General features: G+C 57.2%; 20 protein-coding genes. 5 read left to right on the top strand and 15 right to left on the bottom strand.

The annotated features are described in order from the left end of the window. The first annotated feature begins 203 nt into the window (after positions 1-203). From Q1A32_RS03200 to Q1A32_RS03185, 4 genes are read left to right on the top strand one after another with little or no spacing between them, the layout of a single operon-like run. A complete protein-coding gene (locus tag Q1A32_RS03200) occupies positions 204-968 on the top strand; it encodes an SDR family oxidoreductase (protein WP_299649446.1) in 765 nt (254 codons plus the stop codon). Between the two features lie 28 nt (positions 969-996). Then, positions 997-1,884, top strand: coding sequence for an NAD(P)-dependent oxidoreductase (locus Q1A32_RS03195; RefSeq protein ID WP_299649443.1), 888 nt, complete (start codon positions 997-999; stop codon positions 1,882-1,884). After that, the gene (locus tag Q1A32_RS03190) at positions 1,881-2,213 is read left to right on the top strand and encodes a putative quinol monooxygenase (RefSeq protein ID WP_299649440.1); all 333 of its coding nucleotides are present in this window, start codon (positions 1,881-1,883) and stop codon (positions 2,211-2,213) included. Before Q1A32_RS03195 ends, Q1A32_RS03190 begins: the two co-directional genes overlap by 4 nt. Before the next feature lie 3 nt (positions 2,214-2,216). Beyond that, positions 2,217-3,221: a LacI family DNA-binding transcriptional regulator gene (locus tag Q1A32_RS03185; RefSeq protein ID WP_299649437.1), complete on the top strand. Its 1,005-nt coding sequence runs from the start codon at positions 2,217-2,219 to the stop codon at positions 3,219-3,221. Positions 3,222-3,301: 80 nt separating this feature from the next. Here Q1A32_RS03185 and Q1A32_RS03180 read toward each other — a convergent pair whose 3' ends face one another. The 7 genes from Q1A32_RS03180 to Q1A32_RS23995 form a co-directional block, all read right to left on the bottom strand. Then, on the bottom strand, positions 3,302-3,907 hold the full coding sequence (locus Q1A32_RS03180; RefSeq protein ID WP_299649434.1) for a hypothetical protein: 606 nt from the start codon (positions 3,905-3,907) through the stop codon (positions 3,302-3,304). Positions 3,908-4,451: 544 nt separating this feature from the next. After that, the gene (locus tag Q1A32_RS03175) at positions 4,452-5,231 is read right to left on the bottom strand and encodes a hypothetical protein (protein WP_299649431.1); all 780 of its coding nucleotides are present in this window, start codon (positions 5,229-5,231) and stop codon (positions 4,452-4,454) included. Beyond that, entirely contained in the window at positions 5,224-6,243 is a 1,020-nt protein-coding gene (locus Q1A32_RS03170) for a Coenzyme F420 hydrogenase/dehydrogenase, beta subunit C-terminal domain (RefSeq protein WP_299652746.1), read from the bottom strand. The genes Q1A32_RS03175 and Q1A32_RS03170 overlap by 8 nt, the downstream gene beginning before the upstream one ends. A 351-nt stretch (positions 6,244-6,594) precedes the next feature. Next, complete coding sequence (locus Q1A32_RS03165) at positions 6,595-8,169, bottom strand: Coenzyme F420 hydrogenase/dehydrogenase, beta subunit C-terminal domain (RefSeq protein ID WP_299649428.1); 1,575 nt, start codon at positions 8,167-8,169, stop codon at positions 6,595-6,597. A gap of 1 nt (position 8,170) precedes the next feature. Further along, entirely contained in the window at positions 8,171-8,746 is a 576-nt protein-coding gene (locus tag Q1A32_RS03160) for a hypothetical protein (RefSeq protein ID WP_299649425.1), read from the bottom strand. A gap of 520 nt (positions 8,747-9,266) precedes the next feature. Continuing rightward, complete coding sequence (locus Q1A32_RS24000) at positions 9,267-9,518, bottom strand: SDR family oxidoreductase (protein WP_366141196.1); 252 nt, start codon at positions 9,516-9,518, stop codon at positions 9,267-9,269. Further along, positions 9,430-10,050, bottom strand: a complete 621-nt coding sequence (locus Q1A32_RS23995) for an SDR family NAD(P)-dependent oxidoreductase (protein WP_366141195.1) — start codon at positions 10,048-10,050, stop codon at positions 9,430-9,432. The genes Q1A32_RS24000 and Q1A32_RS23995 overlap by 89 nt, the downstream gene beginning before the upstream one ends. A 647-nt stretch (positions 10,051-10,697) precedes the next feature. Here Q1A32_RS23995 and Q1A32_RS03155 point away from each other — a divergent pair. Further along, entirely contained in the window at positions 10,698-12,059 is a 1,362-nt protein-coding gene (locus Q1A32_RS03155) for a hypothetical protein (RefSeq protein ID WP_299649422.1), read from the top strand. A 276-nt stretch (positions 12,060-12,335) separates the two neighbouring features. Here Q1A32_RS03155 and Q1A32_RS03150 read toward each other — a convergent pair whose 3' ends face one another. The 8 genes from Q1A32_RS03150 to Q1A32_RS03115 all read right to left on the bottom strand — a co-directional run bounded on the left by Q1A32_RS03150 (position 12,336) and on the right by Q1A32_RS03115 (position 19,766). Next, positions 12,336-12,716 carry a hypothetical protein gene (locus Q1A32_RS03150; protein WP_299649419.1) on the bottom strand — a complete coding sequence of 127 codons (381 nt, stop codon included), beginning with the start codon at positions 12,714-12,716 and terminating at the stop codon, positions 12,336-12,338. 458 nt (positions 12,717-13,174) lie between these two features. Next, positions 13,175-14,071 carry a phage minor head protein gene (locus Q1A32_RS03145; RefSeq protein WP_299649416.1) on the bottom strand — a complete coding sequence of 299 codons (897 nt, stop codon included), beginning with the start codon at positions 14,069-14,071 and terminating at the stop codon, positions 13,175-13,177. A 92-nt stretch (positions 14,072-14,163) separates the two neighbouring features. Further along, positions 14,164-14,430 carry a hypothetical protein gene (locus Q1A32_RS03140; RefSeq protein WP_299649413.1) on the bottom strand — a complete coding sequence of 89 codons (267 nt, stop codon included), beginning with the start codon at positions 14,428-14,430 and terminating at the stop codon, positions 14,164-14,166. Between the two features lie 871 nt (positions 14,431-15,301). Then, the gene (locus tag Q1A32_RS03135; protein WP_299649410.1) at positions 15,302-16,324 is read right to left on the bottom strand and encodes a hypothetical protein; all 1,023 of its coding nucleotides are present in this window, start codon (positions 16,322-16,324) and stop codon (positions 15,302-15,304) included. A 23-nt stretch (positions 16,325-16,347) separates the two neighbouring features. Continuing rightward, the gene (locus Q1A32_RS03130; RefSeq protein WP_299649407.1) at positions 16,348-17,001 is read right to left on the bottom strand and encodes a hypothetical protein; all 654 of its coding nucleotides are present in this window, start codon (positions 16,999-17,001) and stop codon (positions 16,348-16,350) included. A gap of 132 nt (positions 17,002-17,133) precedes the next feature. After that, entirely contained in the window at positions 17,134-17,424 is a 291-nt protein-coding gene (locus Q1A32_RS03125) for a hypothetical protein (RefSeq protein ID WP_299649404.1), read from the bottom strand. 1 nt (position 17,425) lies between these two features. After that, the gene (locus tag Q1A32_RS03120) at positions 17,426-18,265 is read right to left on the bottom strand and encodes a hypothetical protein (RefSeq protein WP_299649401.1); all 840 of its coding nucleotides are present in this window, start codon (positions 18,263-18,265) and stop codon (positions 17,426-17,428) included. 73 nt (positions 18,266-18,338) lie between these two features. Further along, entirely contained in the window at positions 18,339-19,766 is a 1,428-nt protein-coding gene (locus Q1A32_RS03115) for a TIGR02594 family protein (protein ID WP_299649398.1), read from the bottom strand. Between the last annotated feature and the right edge of the window lie 30 nt (positions 19,767-19,796).

The following is a 19,796-nucleotide window of genomic DNA, read 5'->3' as shown; positions in this document are numbered from 1 at the left end:
AAGAGCCGCTATTGGTTGTGTATGGCTGCGTCTGAACAGTGTTGCGCTTTGGGCAGGCCGGGGCAAGCACCGGGCGTGGGCCACTTTTCAGGAACGCGATCTTGCGCATGCTATTCTCTTATTGACAGGTTGTGTTATCGGTATCATGGTATCGGTAACAATCAGTAATCGTCAATCCTGCAATACCAATTCCGGAGAACCGCATGCCCCGCCTTTTCTCACTTGATGGCCGTCGTGCCCTGATCACCGGCTCGTCTCAGGGCATCGGGTTCGCCCTTGCCAAGGGCCTCGCGGATGCAGGTGCAGAGATTGTTTTGAACGGGCGCGACACCGCCAAGCTGGCAACCGCCGCGCAAGAGCTGACGGCGCACGGGGCGACTGTGTACACGCTTGCTTTTGATGCCACCGACCACGATGCGGTGCGCAACGCTGTCGACGATTTCGAAGCGCAAAACGGCTCCATCGACATCCTGATCAACAACGCAGGCATGCAGCATCGGACAGAGCTGGAAAACTTTCCGGCTGATGCGTTCGAACGCCTGCTCCAGACCAATGTCGCCAGCGTGTTCCATGTGGGGCAGGCCGTTGCCCGCCATATGATTGGCCGCGGCGCGGGCAAGATCATCAACATCGCCTCTGTCCAGTCTGCGCTGGCCCGGCCAGGTATCGCCCCCTACACCGCAACCAAGGGCGCTGTTGCAAACTTGACCAAGGGAATGGCGACCGACTGGGCCAAACATGGCCTGCAATGCAACGCCATCGCACCCGGGTACTTCGACACGCCTTTGAACGCGGCCCTTGTGGCGGACCCTGAGTTTTCCGCATGGCTTGAAAAGCGCACGCCCGCCGGGCGCTGGGGTCAGGTGGACGAGTTGGTCGGGGCGGCTGTGTTTCTGTCGTCAGCTGCGTCAAGTTTTGTGAACGGCCACACACTGTATGTGGATGGCGGCATCACGGCATCGCTTTGATGCGAAATGCTTTTCGGGGGATGATGACATGAGCGAAAAGATCGCCTTGATCGGGGCAGGGGCCATGGGCGGTGCCATCGGAACGCGTTTGTTAGAGACTGGCAATACACTGCATGTCTTTGATCTGGACGCGGCACGGGTGGCCGAACTGGTGGCCAAGGGGGCGGTTGCGGCTGCTTCTGCTGCCGAGGCCGCGCGTGACGTGGATTTCGTGATCACCAGCCTGAATGCGTCCCGCATCGTGGGCATCGCGGCCTTTGGCGCGAACGGGATTGCGGAGGGGGCCAAGCCGGGCACTGTCATCATCGACATGTCGTCGATTGAACCCGAGGCCACGCGTGAATTTGCAAAACAAGCGGCGGAGCTTGGGTTGGCTTGGGTCGACAGCCCTTTGTCCGGTGGTGCGCCGAAGGCTTTGATCGGTGAGTTGACCTTGATGGCCGGAGGCGAGGCTAAGGATGTCGAGCGCGCGCATGTGGCGCTCAAGCATGTGGCGTCGAATTACACCCATATGGGGCCGTCCGGGGCAGGGCAGACCACCAAGCTGATCAATCAGGTGCTGTGTGGTCTGGGATTTCTGGCTGTGGCAGAGGCCACGCAACTGGCGCTGGACGCGGGTGTGGACGCCGAAAAGATCCCGCAGGCGCTGAAGGGCGGGCGGGCAGATTCGGCTCTGTTGCAGGAGTATTTGCCCCGTTTCGTCACCAAGGATTATCGGCGCACGGGCCGGATCGACAACATGGTCAAGGATTTGAACGCCGTGAATGATCTGGCCCGACAGACCGGAACATCCATGCCCATGACCGCCTTGTGTGCCGAGATTCATCGAATGCTGACTGCCGCCGGATTGGGTGGTGAAGATCAGGCCGCCGTCATGGAGTTTTTCAACGGCGCGAAAGAGGAGATGCCCCAATGATCACACGGTTTGCCCTGTTCGAAGGGTCGGTGAAACCCGGCCACACGGATGCTTTTCGTGCCGCTGTGCTGGAGCGGTTGGTGCCCCTGTGGCGTCAATTTCCCGGCAACACGGATGTGCGTGTGATGTTCAGCGATGACCGGGACGAAGGGGCGCCTGAATTCCCTCTGATCCTGGCCATCACCTACCCGGACGAGGCGGCAATGCAGAGCGCTTTGAGCAGTCCCTACCGCGCCCAATCCCGCGATGTGACAGGTGAGATCGTGTCGGAGCATTTTGACGGCCGCATCCACCACCATGTGACCCAATTGAACGAATACCGGGCCTGAGCCATGGCCACGCGCATCACCATGCGGGATGTGGCCCAAAAGGTGGGCATGTCCCCCATGACGGTCAGCCGCGCGCTGCGCGAGGACCGGACGGTGAATGCGGACACGCGGGCGCGGGTGCGGCAGGTGGCGGACGAGTTGGGCTATGTCTATGACAGCACGGCGCAGGCGTTTCGCACGCAGAAAAGCGGCTTTGTCGCCGTCACTTTGCCGTCGGTGAACAATGCAAACTTTGCCGAGACCTTTCGTGCTTTGACGGGTGGGTTGGGGGAGGCGGGATTGCAGCTGCTTTTGGGCAGTACGAATTACCGGGTGGAGCGCGAAGAGGAGTTGGTGCGCCAGCTTTTGACCCGCAATCCCGAAGCGCTTGTGTTGACTGGCGGGCATCATACGGAGGCCATGCAGTCACTGGTTCAGGGCAGGGGGCTTCCCGTGATCGAGATGTGGGACCTGCCGAGCCGTCCGCTGGGCCACGTGGTTGGCTTTTCCAACAGCGATGCGATGGCACATATCGTGGATCATCTGGAACAGACGGGGCGGCGCAAGCTAGCCTTTGTCGGGGCCTCCGAAGGGGCAGACATGCGCGGTGCGGTGCGCCGGGCCGGAGTTGTTGAGGCGGCCCGTGCCCATGGGTTGCCCGAGATCGCGATGGTCGATGCAGGGCCTGCGCCTGTCTCTATGCGCCACGGCGCTGCGGTGATCGAGGCGATGGGCCGAGACGTGGCGCGCTATGACGCGCTTGTGTGTGTCTCTGATCCAGTCGCTTTTGGCTGTCTGAGTGCTGTGCAGCGGATAGGGCTACGCGTGCCTGATGATCTGGCGATCACGGGTTTTGGTCATTTTGAGGTGGCCAAGGTGTCGAACCCCCGTATCACCACCGTCAACGTGCAGGCCGAGGATATCGGACGACAGGTTGTGAGCCTGTTGCAGGGCATTTTTGACGGCGAGGTCGATGCGCCAGTGCGGGTCGATGTGGGGTCAGAGCTGGTGGTGGGGGAGACGAGCTAGAAGCGTCCTGTGTCTCCTGTGCGGGACAAAGCTGCCGTTTACAAAGGCATTAAGAATGTCTGCTTTCAAATGAACTGCTGTTAATGATGATCAAATGATGTCGCCACGTAGGCATCAAGTGGCGTTTGAGTTTCTCTCGCGAGCCAAAACAGTAAGGTAACTGCCGATGCCATTTCAACGCTTTGCTGAACTGCAGTTTCGATGCTTTGAGGTTTGGGCGAATTTGTGAGCAACTCTACATCATTGAAAATGCTGTCGCGCCGTCTCTCATACCCATGTCCAAAGAGCCCTTCTTTTTCGATAAACTCAGGCAACTCGCTAGTTGCCACTCTCAAAAAATCGATGCCTCGTTGGGTTTCAAAGTGAATGCAGTCAATGACTTGAGACGGAGGAGCAAGACCGTTCCTTCCGCTGCAAAGATCGCCCATGCGTTGAAGGCAAGCAGACTGGAGCGTGTCGCGGAACTCCGTTTCAGCGTCATCAACAGCCATTAGGCACGCGACGTAATTTGGGTCGAGCTCTTGCGAGAAGTTGTCGGGAATGTTGTCAGCAAGGCCAATATTTGGCAGGCCAAATGTACCCGCCACCAAAAGAGTGGCAAAGACTTTTGCCGCGAACTTAGTTTCAGTCTCCATGGTGCGGAATTTGGTCCCCGGGTCTCGATCCTGCATGAGCTTCGCAGACATTCGTGCACTGCGCAGCATTTGTCAAAATGGGCTCTAGAGCTGACCTCGGATGTAGTGCAACATAAGCCGCGCTTAAGACCAAGGGCCTGCCAAGGACGGCCCATGAGAGACATTCATCGCACGCTCCTCTCGCTGCATTGTGGCCCGTCTAAACGGCCGTTCGCTGCGCGCGCGAGATCGGTGCTCTGTCGAACTCACATCTGTGGATGCCCCCCCCCGTTAATGCAAGTCATTTTTTGAGTGTTTTGGGAATGTGAACGGATGCGGTCATCTGTCAGGCCTGTTTATGCGGCGTTTCAGATGCCGCTGGACCGGTCTTTCAAGTCCTCTCGACGTGGGCGTTTCTATGTCAACTGAGACAGAGGAGCCAACACCTGCAGGAACTGATTGCCCGCTTGGAACAACGACCGCAAGCCAGTATGGAATAAAACAGTTGAGCCTGCAAAGGATCTACAGCTTCAGGCATAACGGCAGTTGCACCCTTGGATGCAGCAGGCCAGTGCCAGTGCCCTCACAGGGGCAGGCTTTTCCATTCGATGCGAGTTTACAACAAGGCCGCTTCCATTGATCCCAACAAGCCAGGTTGAACAGATAGGTTCGCGGCGCTTAGCAAGGAGAAATAGAGAGCGGTGTCCGAAGACACGACAGGACACCCAAGTTCAGCCTCAAAACGCGGTGTGGCCTCCAGCATTCTGACACCCGCGCCCGCGACAACAAGCGCATCTGAGTCGGGTACCTGATGTCGCAGCGACGTGAGCAGGCGCAGCACTGTGTCCATGTCTGATGTCGCGTCATGATCCGCGATGCTTGTGATGCTTGTGCCCGCGGTCAGGATGTCTGCGGAGGCAGTGGCCGCGACATCAAACCCGAATGCGCGCAAGGCGATTTCCGTCTGCGCGCGCCATTTCGGCGTGTAGTAGGGCGTGGCGACGGCGATACGCTGCGCATCCAGCGCTTGCAGCGCGTCGCAGATGGCGGTTCCGGCCATCACCACCTCACAGCCCGCAGCCTCAGCGATACTGGCCTTTCGCGCGAGGATATCAGCCTTCGTTGACAGCCCCGCCCAGACGAAAGGCGTACCTGTCATGCCGATTGCGCAGGCGCCAGCATTGCCGAGCAGGCGGGCCGCAACCTCAACCTGCGGCTGCGCGTTCGCGATGTTGCGCAGATCGTCGTACTCTAGGCCCGGCAAGGGCACCATCGCCTGTTGCATGCGCACCGGGGTGGCGCTGAGAGCGCGAAATTCATCCACCGATGGTTCGCACCAGTCGGGTGGTGACAGGATACCGATGATAGGCCCATTGTTTGATTGCCTGTCAGTCATTTGATTTTCTATCCCATCGCGCTTTTGGAGCGAGCTCATCTGCCTTGCCGCTTTGCAGGCGGCTAAGGGTGCCCGATTTTTGCCAGTGATACGTCTCGTCATCCAGATCGGCGGCAAATGTATCGAGCCGCAACCCAGCTGTGCGCGGTACTGTTCGGCCAGCCTCAAGCAGGGCATCATACCGCGGCCGCATGTACTGCTTCTTCTTCACATGATGGTGTTGGCAGGTGTCATAGTAACGCGGCGAAACGTCTTCCTCGATTACAATAACGCCTGCCTCTACGGCGGCATCAAACAGTTTGCGACCCACCGCGCTGCGTACGAGGACCGCGTTTGAGCCCTTGTCCTCGTCTGCGGTTTCCCAGTCAGGCACATCGTTCGGCCATATATCACCGGCCGAAATATCAGCAGCTTCCCCCGGACCGTCCGGGCAGACTTTGCATCGGAACGGCAACTGCCACGAGGTTTCCTCGATGCCACCATAAGGCTCAAAGAAATTTGCAGTATGCTTATGCCCGTCACGTGTCTCGAACTCGGTGTCGCCCGGGCACATGTCGCCGCGATAGGCAAACCGGGTCAGATTGTCACGATCCGTCTGACGCTGCGCCAGGAAATCATTCATTTGCGGCGGCGGAACAATGCCGCCACAGACTGGCGTCATGCAGATTTTCACAAGCCGGTCCACCCGGGGGTCGTAACGTGCAAGATTCCGGACCGCCGAGATATCGCAGGGCTTGCCGATAAAGGCGAAAGGCTCGCCAATATCCAGAACATCACTCATGATCTCAAGAATGGGAGTTGGACCGTAAATGGAGCTTGTGCCGTGTGCCACATCAGCAGCCGTTCGGCTGATGTGTGGCACTCCGAAAGTCAGATCGTCTTCCGATTGTCTCGCGTGATAGATAAACGCCACTTCGGATTGATCGAGCAAGAACTTGGCAAGCGCTGTCAGCACACCGCCACTTGCCGCCTTGATCCGAGTCGTCTCATCCGCGGCATGGGCGCGGACCATCGAGGAAATCGGCCCCCAGACCGGATCAATCGCAAATCCCTCGCCCTGCAAATGCGTTGGTAGGCTTTCCAGACGCGTGGCGGGGCAGACATCATATATCCGGTCAACAAGCTCGTGGTTCAGCGGGACAAGCGCCACTGGGCGCTGATATCCAGTCTGGACCGTCTCCATGCTTATGCGGTCGCGGCCCGCCAGAGAGGCGCACAATCCGCAACCAATGCACATCCCATCTGTCACGATTTTTTCAAGTCGTTCACGCGGTGTCACGGTATTTCTCATTTACCTTCAATCCTTTGCGCTCATTCGGGCATATAAAGTTTAACCGTCGAGTCAGGCGTTTTGACGAAACCATCAGTCGTCGCCACCCGCCGCCTGGCGCTTGGCATTAATCTCGGTCTGGCTGTTGGGGCCGACGAACCACTGATCGCGGCTGCGGTCCTCGAAGATGATCCAGCTGTGATCCGGTGAGCCGCCCAGAACCTCGCGAAAGACCTCGCAGATGCCTTTGGCAACCGCCTTTTTCTGGGCTTGTGTGCGTCCTTCAAACATTTCGATTTTCACAAGTGGCATTATGGTTCTCCTCCGGAATGAAACTGCGGTACCCACGCCAAGCTCAGCGGCAGCAGCAGCGTCAAGGTAGGCTTGGGCCAGAAAGATATCGCAGGTGGCACCATCGCGATGATTGAAGAAAATCGCGCCTTCGAACTGGGTGTAGTAGGTTCCGTTCGATTCGCGTGAAGCCATCGCATCCAGCAGCAATCCCGTGCTGCGTGGAACTGTGTGACCAAGTGCCAAGGCAGCGTCGCAGCGGACGCGCATAACCCGTTTCTTGGTCACATGATGATGCTGACATGTGTCATAGAATTCAGGTGTGATTGCGCCGTCGACTGTCAGGTAGCCCGCCTTGCAGGCCTCCTCAAATAATTCCTGACTAATTTCTGTGCGAACGATGACAGCGTTGTAGCGGGGATCTGATCCTGCCAGTTTAGGATCGAGGACATCGTAAACCCATTGATCCCCCGCTGCTATGTCCGCACTTTCGCCCGGCCCGTCAGGACAAAGCTTGCAGCGCAGCGGCAATGCACAGGTGGCTTCGCCGTCGTCGCCATGAAGATCCATCATGCTGGCGGCACCGCTTTGGCCGGTCGAGGTTTGCCACTCGGTGTCTCCCGGGCATCCATCGCTCCGGTATTTAAAGCCGGTCAATGTGGCCGGGTCCACATCGCGTTCAGCAAGGAATTCTTCCGTGCGTTTGGGGGGGACGTAGCCACCGTAGACCGGGGTCAGCCAGTATCGCACAAGTTGGTGCACACGTGGCTCCCTCCGCGCCAGGTTTCGGGCTGCGGCCAGATCACCAGGTTTGCCGACAAGCGCAAACGGCTGGTTCAGGTCAAGGGCTTCGCGCAAGCGCTCCAGCACCGAACCCGGCCCATAGATCGAACCGGTGGTGCGGTGCAGATCTTGGCTGCTGCGGGAAAATTGCGCCAGACCGGCTGTGTGTCGATCCGGCGATGGCGCCGCCTGCAAGATGAATTCCACGCGACCCTGAACCAGCAGCAGCCGACAAAGCGCTGTGATCACCCCACCGGTGGCAGCCTTAATCCGAGTATCGGGGGCTGTAGCATGGGCGGTCCACATCGCCAGATAAGGCCCCCAAATCGGATCGACAATCGTGCCGGTCCCCTGAAGGTTAGGTGGCAGCCCATCCAGCCGTGTGGAGGGGAAAAGATCATAGATTTCATCGACCAACTCTTGCGACAAAGTGCCAGTGTCATGGGGGCGCAGATCACCGTTGCGCACAAATGCCATGCGGATTTTTTCGGGCCCAGCAAGGCTGGCACAAAGGCCACATCCGATGCACATGCCGTCACAGACAATCTTGTAGAGCCGATCCTTGCCCAAATCGCGGGAACTTGTCGCGTTCATTTCATTGTCCCGAAGGGGGCCGCCCGACATGCGTCATCCAACCCAGGGATCCATCGCGAAGATCAACGCCCAATGCCCGCGCAAGGCCCCAGACCATTGCACCGTCCGCGCCAATGACCGGTATGTCGAATTCTTGCTCCAAACCCTCAATCAATCCAAGAGTGGAAACACCAGCGTCACCGATCAGCATACCATCGGCCTTTGGGTCTGCCTTGCGGACTGCGCGGGCCGCTTCCACGAGACGCTCATTCGCTAGAGGCCAGCCAAGATCGCCGACGACCTGTATCGGGTCAGACATGCCTAGTTGCTCCATCGACATCATCACCTTGCGTTGAAACCCGCAGTCGCGCAGGAAATGCGTCCAGCGTGCGCGCCAGTCAGGAGGATAGTACGTGGTACAGCATGCGGGTCTTGTAATCCCCAGCGCCCGGCAGGCCTCGACGATTGACAGACCCGGCAGAATGAATGCACACCCCCGGCGGCTGCCGAAACCCGGTCCTGCAAGGCGCGCGCACCCGCTTGCGTCGGGTCTGCTGCCCAGGTAATCGGCGTGCCCGTCAGCATAACCGCTTGGCATCCGGCTCTTTTCAGAGACCGTGCGGCGACCATCATTTCAGGCTCGGTAGTGGCGATACTGTCGAGGGTGAAATCAAAGTTGATCGCAGACATTATTGTCCGCTGAACCCGCAGATCAGATGTGACCAGACCGCGAAAACGATCCGGGGTCGGGTCACACCAATCCGGCGGCCTGGCCACACCTGCGATCAGTGGGTCCGATAGTGTGGCTAGGTCCGACATGGGAATACCTATTATCGATGAGGCAAATTGTCGACTTTTTCGCGGTGGCTGCCTAATTTTGAAAAATAAGATATACTATTTCCCAATGGTCAATATTCCGACGCCTTGCAATGCCGCCCATCTCCCAAGATCGTTGTGTCGCTTTCAAATCCGTTGCCAGCCCAAAGCAACTAAGAACGATCTCAGGTCCGGGTGATTTTGACTTTCAGAGGATTGCAATTTTCGACAGAAAAAGCGCCGCCAGCCGTTCTATGCAAAAGCCCACCCGTTTCAGCTTGCTGTACAAAGTGCCGGACGGACTACAGGAAGGGGAAGGCGTTCGCGCCTCCGTCCACAAGAATTGTCCGGCCCGTGAAGCTTGCCGAAAGAGGCGAGGCAAACGTGGAACATATCGCGCCGATGTCATCTGCCTTCGCGAAGCGGTTTGTTGGTATCTGCTGCAAGCGTGTCTGGCGGACCTCATCAAGTGACTGCCCTAACTCTCGAGAACTCTCGAGCCCGACATTCGAAGTGTTTATCGAGACCTTCGGAACGCACAGGACCAGGCGCAACGCTGTTGATCGTAACGCCGTGCGGCCCGATTTTGCAGGCAACCATGGCGCTCGCATGGGTCAAGGTCGCCCTTAGCGCGCCGGCAACACCAAACGCGGGACTACCCTCGAAAGCGCCTGCAGCGGTGATGTTGATGATGCGCCCAAAGCCGCGATCCCTAATTGAAGGCAGGACAAGGTCAAGCAGCACCAGTGTGCATCCCACAATCGCTTCGGCCTGCGCGCGCCACACGGCGGCCTCAGTCAGCGACCCCGCGGGGGTGGCGCCTGGATTGGTTATGAGAACATTCGGCGCAGGCATGATAGCAGCGATGCGGTCTGCCAAATCCTCTCTTGCAAGATCAGCAACAATTGGGTCGGCCTGTCTCCCGAAGGCTCTGATGGCCTCGCACGCCTGAGCCAGGCGCTTTGCGTCACGGGCCACCAGCCAGACCCGCACGCCTTCCCCTGCCAGAACCCGCGCGCAACCCAAACCAATTCCCGCAGATCCTCCACAGATGACTGCTGTCTTTCCGCCTATGTTTAGGTGCAAAGCCTATACTCGCATAAACTATTGCCGTTTCGCGAGCGTTTTTCAGCACCTGAAGTTGAGGGGCGAGTATCTTTCGACAAATCATATAATTGTTTGCGATGCCGCCAAGGTCAACTAAAGCCGCGCGGCAGAAACGTGATCAACATCCCCAGCTTATGATCAATGATCGAATTGAAACAATCTGCCTAGAACGCTTGCTAACCCGCAGTTCCCGTCGCAACTTCGTCCGCACTGTATATACTTGCACGACATTTTCGCAGCGTGTTGATCAAATGGCTGGTTTCGCTGCTGCACAGCAGCAAGAAAGAGCGCGCAATCGCCGGATTGTTACGCTGCGAGCGCGCGCAGCAAGGAAAACGAATTCACACAATGGGCTCGCAGCCGCCGGTAGATCGTCCGCAGCATGTCCGTTGGGCTCAGTGGCACCGCTGAGGACGGCCCGAACCGGACATAGAGCACTCGATCTGAATGCCGCTGCGCAATCCTTCGAAGCGGACCTTCCCTTTGGTTTTTACCGCTGCTGTACGATCGACTGTTCTCAATTGCTTGCAATACAGACGAAACCTCCGCCGCACACGCGAGGGTTGACCTAAAGACCGGGTTTCTGATCAACTTCAATTCATTGTTGATAAGCAAGGATTTATTCATTGGGAAGCGAGCAACTGCCTGATTACTTGAAGCAAGGTGAGGCAGCTCGCCTGTTCCCTGTCCTGTCTACCACATCAAAGGAAGGACGAACCACCTCAATTGTTCTAGCTTGTCTGTGCAAAATCGATGAGTTCGGTGCCCGGCTCTTATCATCCGTTGGTCAGCGGGTCGGCGCTCGCGCGAACGTCGACACTTACACCGAGGTGGTGTTTCACAGACAGAGTACAGGGATTAAAGACCGCCCTGATGGATTGATTGTCGTGCGGATCGGTAGCCGCGAATGGAGGGCGCTGGTTGAGGCCAAAGTTGGCAACAGTGAGCTCGATGCTGACCAAATCGAGCGCTATCGGGTATTGGCCAAGGAGAATGGTATCGATTGCGTAATCACTCTTTCAAACCAATTTGCGACTTCCCCTGATAGCCATCCGGTCGAGCAAGTCCGCAAGAGCCGCTCACGGGTGCCTGTCTATCATTGGTCATGGATGCATATCCTCACCACAGCGGACCTGTTGATCTCGGGAGAGCAGGTCGCCGACGTCGACCAGCTCGTTTTACTCAATGAATTGCGTCGGTTTCTGACGCATGAAAGTGCTGGCGTAAAAGGCTTTGACCGGATGCCCAAAGAGTGGACGGAGCTCAATAAGCTCGTCTCCTCTGGGGGTGCAATCCCAGCCAAGTCATTGCCTGCAAAGACAGTACTGGAAGCTTGGCACCAGGAAACCCGCGATCTGTCGATGATCCTGAGCCGCATGACAGGCAATGTTGTTACGGAGAAATTGCCACGCAAGCAAGTTGGCGATCCAGCGCTACGCCAGAAGGATGAGCTGTCGCAGCTACGGGAGAGCCATTGTATATCGTGCACTTTGATGGTCCCAGACGCCGCTGCGCCGATCAACGTGTCAGCAGACTTGGCTCGACGCTCACTGGACGTCGGAATGACGCTCAAAGCGCCTGAAGACAAGAAGTCGACGAAAGCTCGAGTAAACTGGCTTTTGCGCCAGTTGAAAGGAGAAAACGTTGACGGGCTATTCATCCGCCTACTCTGGCCTGGGGCGAGCGAACCAACTCAGTATCCGGTTGCGGACTTAAGGGTCGATCCAGATCTTGCGGCAGCCGGCAAGGAGCATCTGACGCCGCATGGCTTTCATATCTTCTTGTCAGAACGGCTCGGAGGAAAGTTCACCCAGCAGACCAACTTTGTCTCTGAACTTGAGCGGATCGTGCCAAAGTTCTATGGTGAAACAGGGTCCCAACTGGCCGCATGGGTTAAGAAAGCGCCGCAGATCAAGTCTGATCGGGCAAGTGGTCAGGATGTCTCTCCAAGTGCGCTTTCTGAAGATGCGGAAGAGTTTGGAAACTGAACCCTCACTCCCTGGGAATTAGCAAGTTGTGAGCGGCCCAATCCTGCCGTTCGCTCCTAAAGATAGTCGCTGCAGTGCGGCCCTCCGAACCTACTATTCGCTGCGCTCGCATAATCCGACGGCAGTCGAACTCACAGTCTGCGGACCAAGTGGGCTGTCGCTGCGGCTGCGCCAAAGACAGCTTCAACGATTTGGCAACATCAGGAACGGTCGTTTATGCTGGTGAAAAAAACGTGTGAGCTTTGGCAAACTGAAGCGATCGAATGTGGCCCAATCTCACCCTGAAAGCGACAACGCGCTCCGCAAATCTCGGATAACTGCCTGCATGCGCTGCAAGTAGGCTGATTGCTGGCGAATATCGTTTGACACGTTGTTCCAACGCGATGTGTTAGGAGAAACGTCACCCGTTCGTAGATCAGATGACAGCTTGGTTAGTGCCGTCTCGAAGTCTGAAATGACGCTGGGAACATTCAGCAGGCTTGTGTCGAGCAACACAAACCCGAGGCCTTCTTCGATGTGGTTCAACCAAGGCTCTGTGACTTGTCTGGCCAATGATGCTGTTTCCAGTCTTTGGTTCAGCACCGCCAACACCTCCGCCAAATCATGATAGTTGATGCGGATTGTCTGATCTTTGAATTTAAGAACTGTGTTCGCCATGCTTACCTCATTATGTCCACCGGAATATCCGACGATACCCGATTTTCAAGTTTTTGGCGCAACCTGTCCACTTGCGTCGCGCTTAGTCCTTCAGCATCAACGACAATTCGATCCGCGCCAGACTGGAAATTGGCCTCCTCGATGGTCGCCTCGTTCAGTCTATCTAAACGTTCTTCTGGAACTGCGCCGTCCACCCTTGGGACCGGTCCTTTGACTCCAATTCTTTCGCGCTTCGATTCATCGAAAAAATCGTAGGCGGGGTTCGCTGGGTCGGGACGCGTCAATGTAGTCCCTGTGGCAGCTTCATAGCTAGCACCTGCGCGACCTTCACGAGGCCGCTGAACACCATTTTCATTAGCGAGTTCAACGGACCGACGACCAAAATCATCAGGAAGATCACGTTCGTCGGGTATTGAAAGATTACCAATCTCATTAGCAACAATATTCGGCCTCGTCGCCTAGGAAATTGGTGTTGAAATGGTGTTACTCGTTGGATCGCCGGGAACGGGGGAGCCGGTGTTGTTTGGCAGGCCCAGTTCTTCGATAGGATAGGTTTCAAGCCACTGCTCGATCCGTTCCGGGGTGATACCGGGTAGCTCTCCCAAACGGCGCTCATCTTCTGTCAGTTCAGGGAAAATCTCGACCCAGCCCTGGGCCAGCTCGCCTGCCTGAAGCTGTAAATCGCCACGTGCGAGCGCATCACCAACGGCTTCAATGAAATCCTGCAAGGCCCGTTGTCTCGCAGAGTCGCCGCCAACGCCTGTCTCAAGAATGGTGCCCGGGTTCAACAACTCGTAAAGTGCCGCCGCTTCAGCGCCGATACGGGCAAATTCCGGGTCTTTGGGTAGAACCGGATACCCGCCGCTACTGATCCCTTCTTGCACAAGGGCATAAGCTGTTGCGGCCAGACGGCCTTCGATGGTTGTCACATCCACCCCTAGTCGCGCGGTTGCCTCATCTACGCGCCGATCCCGCATAGCGTCCGTCCAGTCTTGCAGCGCATCGGACGCAAGAAGCGCCGCGCCAACGCCGGTCAGCGCGCGCCAGCCACGTATCGCGTCAGGCGGATCGAGAGCAGGGACACTACCTGCCGCGGGGGCAAAATCGACAAGCACTACATTGCTCTGGACGCCGGGCAAAACAGGCTCAGCGTAGCAACGGCAATTGTGTGCTTCGCCTGGATGCCCACCTTCCGGCGGATCATCCCAACGGAAAACTCGGTCATCATGTGTAGCGTGGCTGTCTCGCACTTTGGCGTCATCCCGCGAGCGCCAGATGTACTGCACAATCGCGAGGTCTTCTTGCCGGAGCTGGTTGATCAGCCCTCCGAAGGCACGCAGAAGGTGTTCTTCCATCGCGGTTCGAAGTGGACGCAGTCGCTGCGAATGATTTTAGTATTGGCTGAAAATGCTCTCAAGGCGCAAGTCCATACATCAAGCGCCTCTGCCTATGCGTCCGACACATCTCGTAGATCGGCTTCGGTGACAGTTGGAACGGTGTCAGGTGGTGTCAGCGCGTTCAGGAGCATCCGGGTGTTTGCGGAAATCACCTGATCGAGGCGTTCACCAAAATCGGCCCGTAAAGCGGAATAGTTTGGAAAGGGCGATTTCAGTGACAATCCCGAGCGGCGACCGATAATATGGCCATCCCTCCGGATGAAATCGTACTGACCGCTGCCGCCATTCCTGACGAAGTCGCCGAAAACGTGTTGCATGGAACCTCCGCATTCTTGCGGAACAGCTTCTATTCATCATTGGTAAAAGAATCCTAAGACCACCGTTCGCTGTGCTTCGATGACGCTGATTACCCCATTTCCGAAAGAAACTGACATTCATTCGCTGTGCAGCGCCCGTTGAAATGGGTTCTTCGCAGCCGTCAGATGCGGTGTAGTATCAACTTCAACTGGAGTATTTCCCGGGCTGTGGACGGCCCATTGCCGACCTTTGTCCCACCGTCAAGATACTGCGCTCGCAGCCCGCACAGCCGATATTCGCTGCGACCGCAATATATGGATTGGTCCGAACTCACAGTCTGCGGGACAAAGCGGCCTTATGCGGGCGCGGCTATTGCTGACGCAGCATTCGTTCGCACTCGCAGCAGGTGATCCACTGCATTGCGGCAGTATCTTCAGACCGGCCATTCGCAGGCATGATTTCAAGCGGAGCCGTTACCGTACTTTCGCCGCGGCCGACACGGACACCACCGACGCGGACCAAGCTGACATTGGATTTGAGGTTTCGCCGACGCAGCATGTGTTCCTACGAGCGGCATAGCTATCGCTGCAACGCGGCGCAATGGATGTTGCATTTTGACATGTTGAAACCTTCCGCAATCGGTGTGGAGGCTTACGACAGCGCACATTGCTGTGCCAGAAATCTAACCGCCACAAACACTAATGCCTTTGCAAAAAATGCAAGTTTTCGAGAAACGGGCCAGTTCAAGCATGGGCGGGAAATTGCCCTCCGATCGAACACCAGCGCCCTACACTCGTTCATCCAAGAAGAAGTCCAACAAGGAGATGCAGCGCCGTTCGTCGCTTTACCGCGTCTTTCGAGGACCAGCTTCATGCTTTCAGTTTGGAATGGCTATTGATTGCTGCTGATCCCAATCAATGATCTTAAATCCTGTTGTACGCTAGTTGGTTCAATCGCGTTCACGACTGTTGACATGAAGGTCAGAAACGCGCCGGGGTCTCTCGACTGCGCGTAGGCGGCGCTTATGTTTATCTCTCCGTTGTCAGCATCGACAAGGGGAGTTTTTCCTGCGGTCAGAACAGTGTTGGCCGCGTTCAGCTCCGCCGCGAGGGTTTGCGCCGCGGGGTTCGGCAGCCAAAAACTCGAGGCGCTGAACATGTTTCCGTCGTAGATGCGCCCAGGTTCCAAACCTGAAAGCGCCAGCGCAAAAGCTTGTTCGCTCCCGCCCGCGGCGTTGGTCAGGCTCAATGTAATGTATGCATCAAACGGGCTGCCGTCCCTGCGTCCCGTTTTCAGCGGCGCCTCACGCACATAGAGTTTCGCCAGAGTGATTTTCATTAAGTCCAATGCTTCGCTGTCCCAATCGACATGAAATTCGGCAAGCAAACGCGGGTAATCCGTGAACCCGTAATCAAACAGCTGCCACCCATCTTCGTCCGTATAAAACTGTGCGAACGGATCGTATTGTGCCGATCTTGCTGCCAGGTCGGCATCCTGCTTGTCGCTCAGATTTGCTTCGACTTGCCGCTCACCTGCAATGAGCAAGATGCAGCGCAGGCCTGCGGAAACCTTAATCTCTCCTTCGGCGACGGCAACAGAGGCTGTGTTAGCGGTGCCTCCGAATACCACCGGGGGCGGCGCGTTCTTGTCAACGTGGTTCGCGATCCAGGCTTTGACCGCTCCGACGGTTGCGGAGGACACCCCAGCAATGATGTCGCCAGCGACTGCAGTTGCCACGATGCTGAGCAAGCTTTCATTCAAAGCCTTTGGCGCTCGAGGCTCTTCGAGAATACATGTGTCTGCCGGGCCGGCCTGCAGGTGAAACGCCATGCGTGGTTCGGCGTTTTTCATTTGTGCATAGGCGCTCGTGGCAGCTGTGCCAGCGAGTAAAAGAGAGATCAGAAAAGTCTTCATGGTCTATTCCTTGTGAGAAAGCTTCATTGAGGTTCGAGCGTGTTGCCGAGCACAGGGCGCAGGCCATCGGGCAGACTGACCCCTAAATTGTAGTCGTCGAGCGCATCATGGCGGCAACTGCGGGATACTTGGCAGACTCTTGGCGTTGACGCGCCCTGACCGACAAACACACCGCCCAAAAACAGGCGACGGTCCTTGGTCAAACTGAGAATGGGCGCACCGCTCATACCTTTGAAGGTCTGGCAGCTTGTCACAATGCAGGCTTGCCGCCTTTTGCCTTGGTAGAGCGAGCGTACGCGTCTGGTTGGCGCCGATGACCGCTTTTGGAAATTGTGCAGGCGATCGAGGTTTTTGCACGCAGGATCGATATCGACCCGGAACGCTTCTGCCCATGTTCCAGGTTCAACGACGTCGCGCAGCGCAAGCTCGGGTGTGAAGATTGCTGGGATCAGGACACGGGCGTCTTTTTCTATGGCCGCGACCGGCAATGCCGAGACAAAACCATCATCCTCAAAAGCCACTTCTAGCACCGCAACGTCTTCGAGATCGCCGTAGCATGGATCAGTCGCGGCCTTGCCGTTCAGGATTTTGTCGGTGTGCCGCTCCCCCAGAACGGTCAGCCGCTGTGCTGGTGCGTTCAGGATGCTGACCTGAAAACCGGTTTTGGTCATGCTCATGTTTTCTGCAAACAAGCAGTGGCGCGCCGTCATGACATGACGGTGGTCGATGCGCAGGACAGTGCAGATCGGCGTGTCCTTCTCCTCTGCTTTGGCAGAAAACAGGCCGCCAATCTGCGACCTGAGGATGTCCTAGGTTGCGCATTTCAGATCGGCCATGGTTTCAAAACAGCCGCGCTCGTAAGCAGCGTATTGTGCGCCGATCCGGCGGATTTCGGATGCGGTGATTGAGTCGTAAGTCACGCCGTTCAGCGTGTTCTGCGCTGCGTTCAGCGCGGCCAGTGCGGCCGAGCATGCTTCGTAGCGGCTTTGGTTATACGCTTGCCAATCGCGGTTTTGCAGCGCGGCGTCGCTGCAGGCCGCGGCCGTGATTGCTGTTGCGGCAAGGACGACGGCGGACCAGATGAGGCGAAAGCAGGTCATCTCAGTCTCTCAGCTCCCATTGCGCTTCGATGTTTAGGCGGCCATCAAGGTGCGCTTTGTAGATCTCTCGCCAGCTGTGGTTTGCAAGAACCGTGTCCTGGACCGGCACGAAAAATGGATCGCCAGGAAATGGTGTCGGACCCGGCCTCGGCTGAGGGATCGGTTTGTCCAAACTGCCGGGAATATAGGTCAGCGCGGCGAAGTATCCGAGCGCGTCGGCACTGTACGTGCCGTCCAGTTCAATGCCGGTCTCGAGTGAAAACGCCTGGGCGACTTCGGTGTTTTCGATTAGCGCCCATCCGATTCCGTAGAATGTCGTTATTTCACCGGCCTCTATTCTCCGGGTGATGTCTGCCGCATCAGCGGTGGCGTAATCGCGAAAGCCGAAAACGTCAAAGAACGGGGAGGGCGGGCACTTTTTCTTGCACTTTGGCGGTTGCACCACCGGAATTGGGGCGCAGTCCGAGCACGCGGTCGGGTCCAGATTGGGGTCGTCGATGTAAGGCAGAGTACTGTGTTTTTTGAACAGGCTGTCTGGAACTGCGAGCGTGGCTTGCGCTGCGTCAGACAACTGTGAAAATCCTTGCAGCACAAAGTCGAGCCTTTGTGTCCCTTTGTTCGACCCGACCGGGGCTGCGCTATCTGCGCCTTCGAAAGAAGAGTGACCCCATGGGTTGGTTTTTTCCTCAAACTCCGTCGGTTCGGTTTTTTCGAAGAACGCGGCGAGCGGGACGGTTTGGGGGCTGGTGTCTAGACCTTGTTCGGCAAAGGTCGCGTGCTGTGCCGCGCTGGAGAAACCTGAAAGCAGGAGGGCGACTGTCAACAGTGCTGATAGCTTCATTTTGCTGTTCCCATTTGTTTGGCGGTGCAGGAAGGCGCGCTGCGCAGCTTGGTCCTGATGCGCAGCGCGTTGATCACGCGCGGCGAATGCTGCGCAGCTTGTAGTGCGTGGATCCGAGTTGTCCGTCTTTTGGATAGGATTGGATGCGGACACGGTTCGACGAATTGCCGGAAAGCAGGTCGATGTGGGTTTCGTGGTCCCTGACCACAAAGCCCACATGCCCGCCTTTGCCCACGCGTTCAAACACGGCAATGTCACCCGCCTGGACGTCGTTGGACACCGGCTCGCCCCAGTTGTGCCAGTTCAGGGCGCGTTGACTGTCGGTTCCGGTCCATCCGGCGGTTTCCACGCAATAGTTCACGAATGAAGAGCACCAGGCAACGGCGTCTTCGGTCCCTGACCAAGCGTTGGTCGTGCGGTGGTACATCACAATCCTTGGGTTGTTCCCCGGGCCGGGCACCTCGCGCACATCCAAGGCCAGTTCTGCCTGGGCAATCTGGTAGGGCGTTGGCGACGCTGGAAGATCAGCCGCAAAGGCAAAAGTCGGCGGCGTGGGAGGCGTTGGATGCGTAACAGGTGTTGGTGACGTCGGCCAAATTGACAACGCCGAGAATCCGCCTGACGCGACCCTCAAATACCCACGGTGCGCGTACCCGTCGGACTGGCCGTCTCCGTTGACGTCGAGGTTGATCCAATCGTTTGAAGTGCCTAGCCCGCTCACGATCTGGCCGGCTGCGAGTGTGCGTTCGACGGGATAGTCCGGACCTGGTCCGCGCCGAAGGTTCAGGCCGCTTGCGGCTGTCACCTCCAAAAGGGCAAATTCCTGAGGCATGACGTTTGGATCGTCGTGCACACTGCCGGGCGCGCCATTGCCGGGCACAAATTGCCCGAAATCGCTCCAAGCGGGAGACAGGATATTGCCATCATGCGGCAATGGCGCACCAATGGGGGGCCAAATCTGACGCAGGGCCCATTGTGTGGTTGGCAACATGGCTTTCGTGCCGGACCAGCCGTTGGCGGCGGCTAGCCAAATGAGATCTGCGTGACCGGCATCTACGACTGTTTTTCCAACTGTGCCGGACCCATACACACCGATCCGATACGCCCCGGCTATCACCTGCGAAATGGCGGCGAAGTATTCTGTGATGGACTGCAATTCAGCGGCGCGAAAATAGTCGTGATCGACTGCAAAATAGATGGCCGATCCCTGCGGCTGTCCAATCCGTTTGGCCAGCTTGACCGCACGTTTTGCATCGGATCGGCCGCTTTGGGCATCCAGATCGCTGAGGTTCCCACCCGCGCCACCACGTTGTTGGAAAACCACGGCAAGGTTCATTCCTGCATGTGCGATCGCCTCGGCCTCGGCAGGTTCGATCCGCTTTTCACTGAGCGTCGATGAGTTGTTGTGGTTGTAGTATCGAATGATTGTCCGCACGCCGCCGGACCTGAGAGCAGGTAGGTGAGCTGTCGTCCGCCATGGCGTGTCAATGATCTTGTGCATAACGTTTTCCTTTTTCACTCAAATGCTTGC

The organism is uncultured Tateyamaria sp. (assembly GCF_947503415.1).
Taxonomy (GTDB): Bacteria; Pseudomonadota; Alphaproteobacteria; order Rhodobacterales; family Rhodobacteraceae; genus Tateyamaria.
Note: the sequence above shows the minus strand (reverse complement) of the source record. Positions and strands in the feature narration are given on the sequence as shown.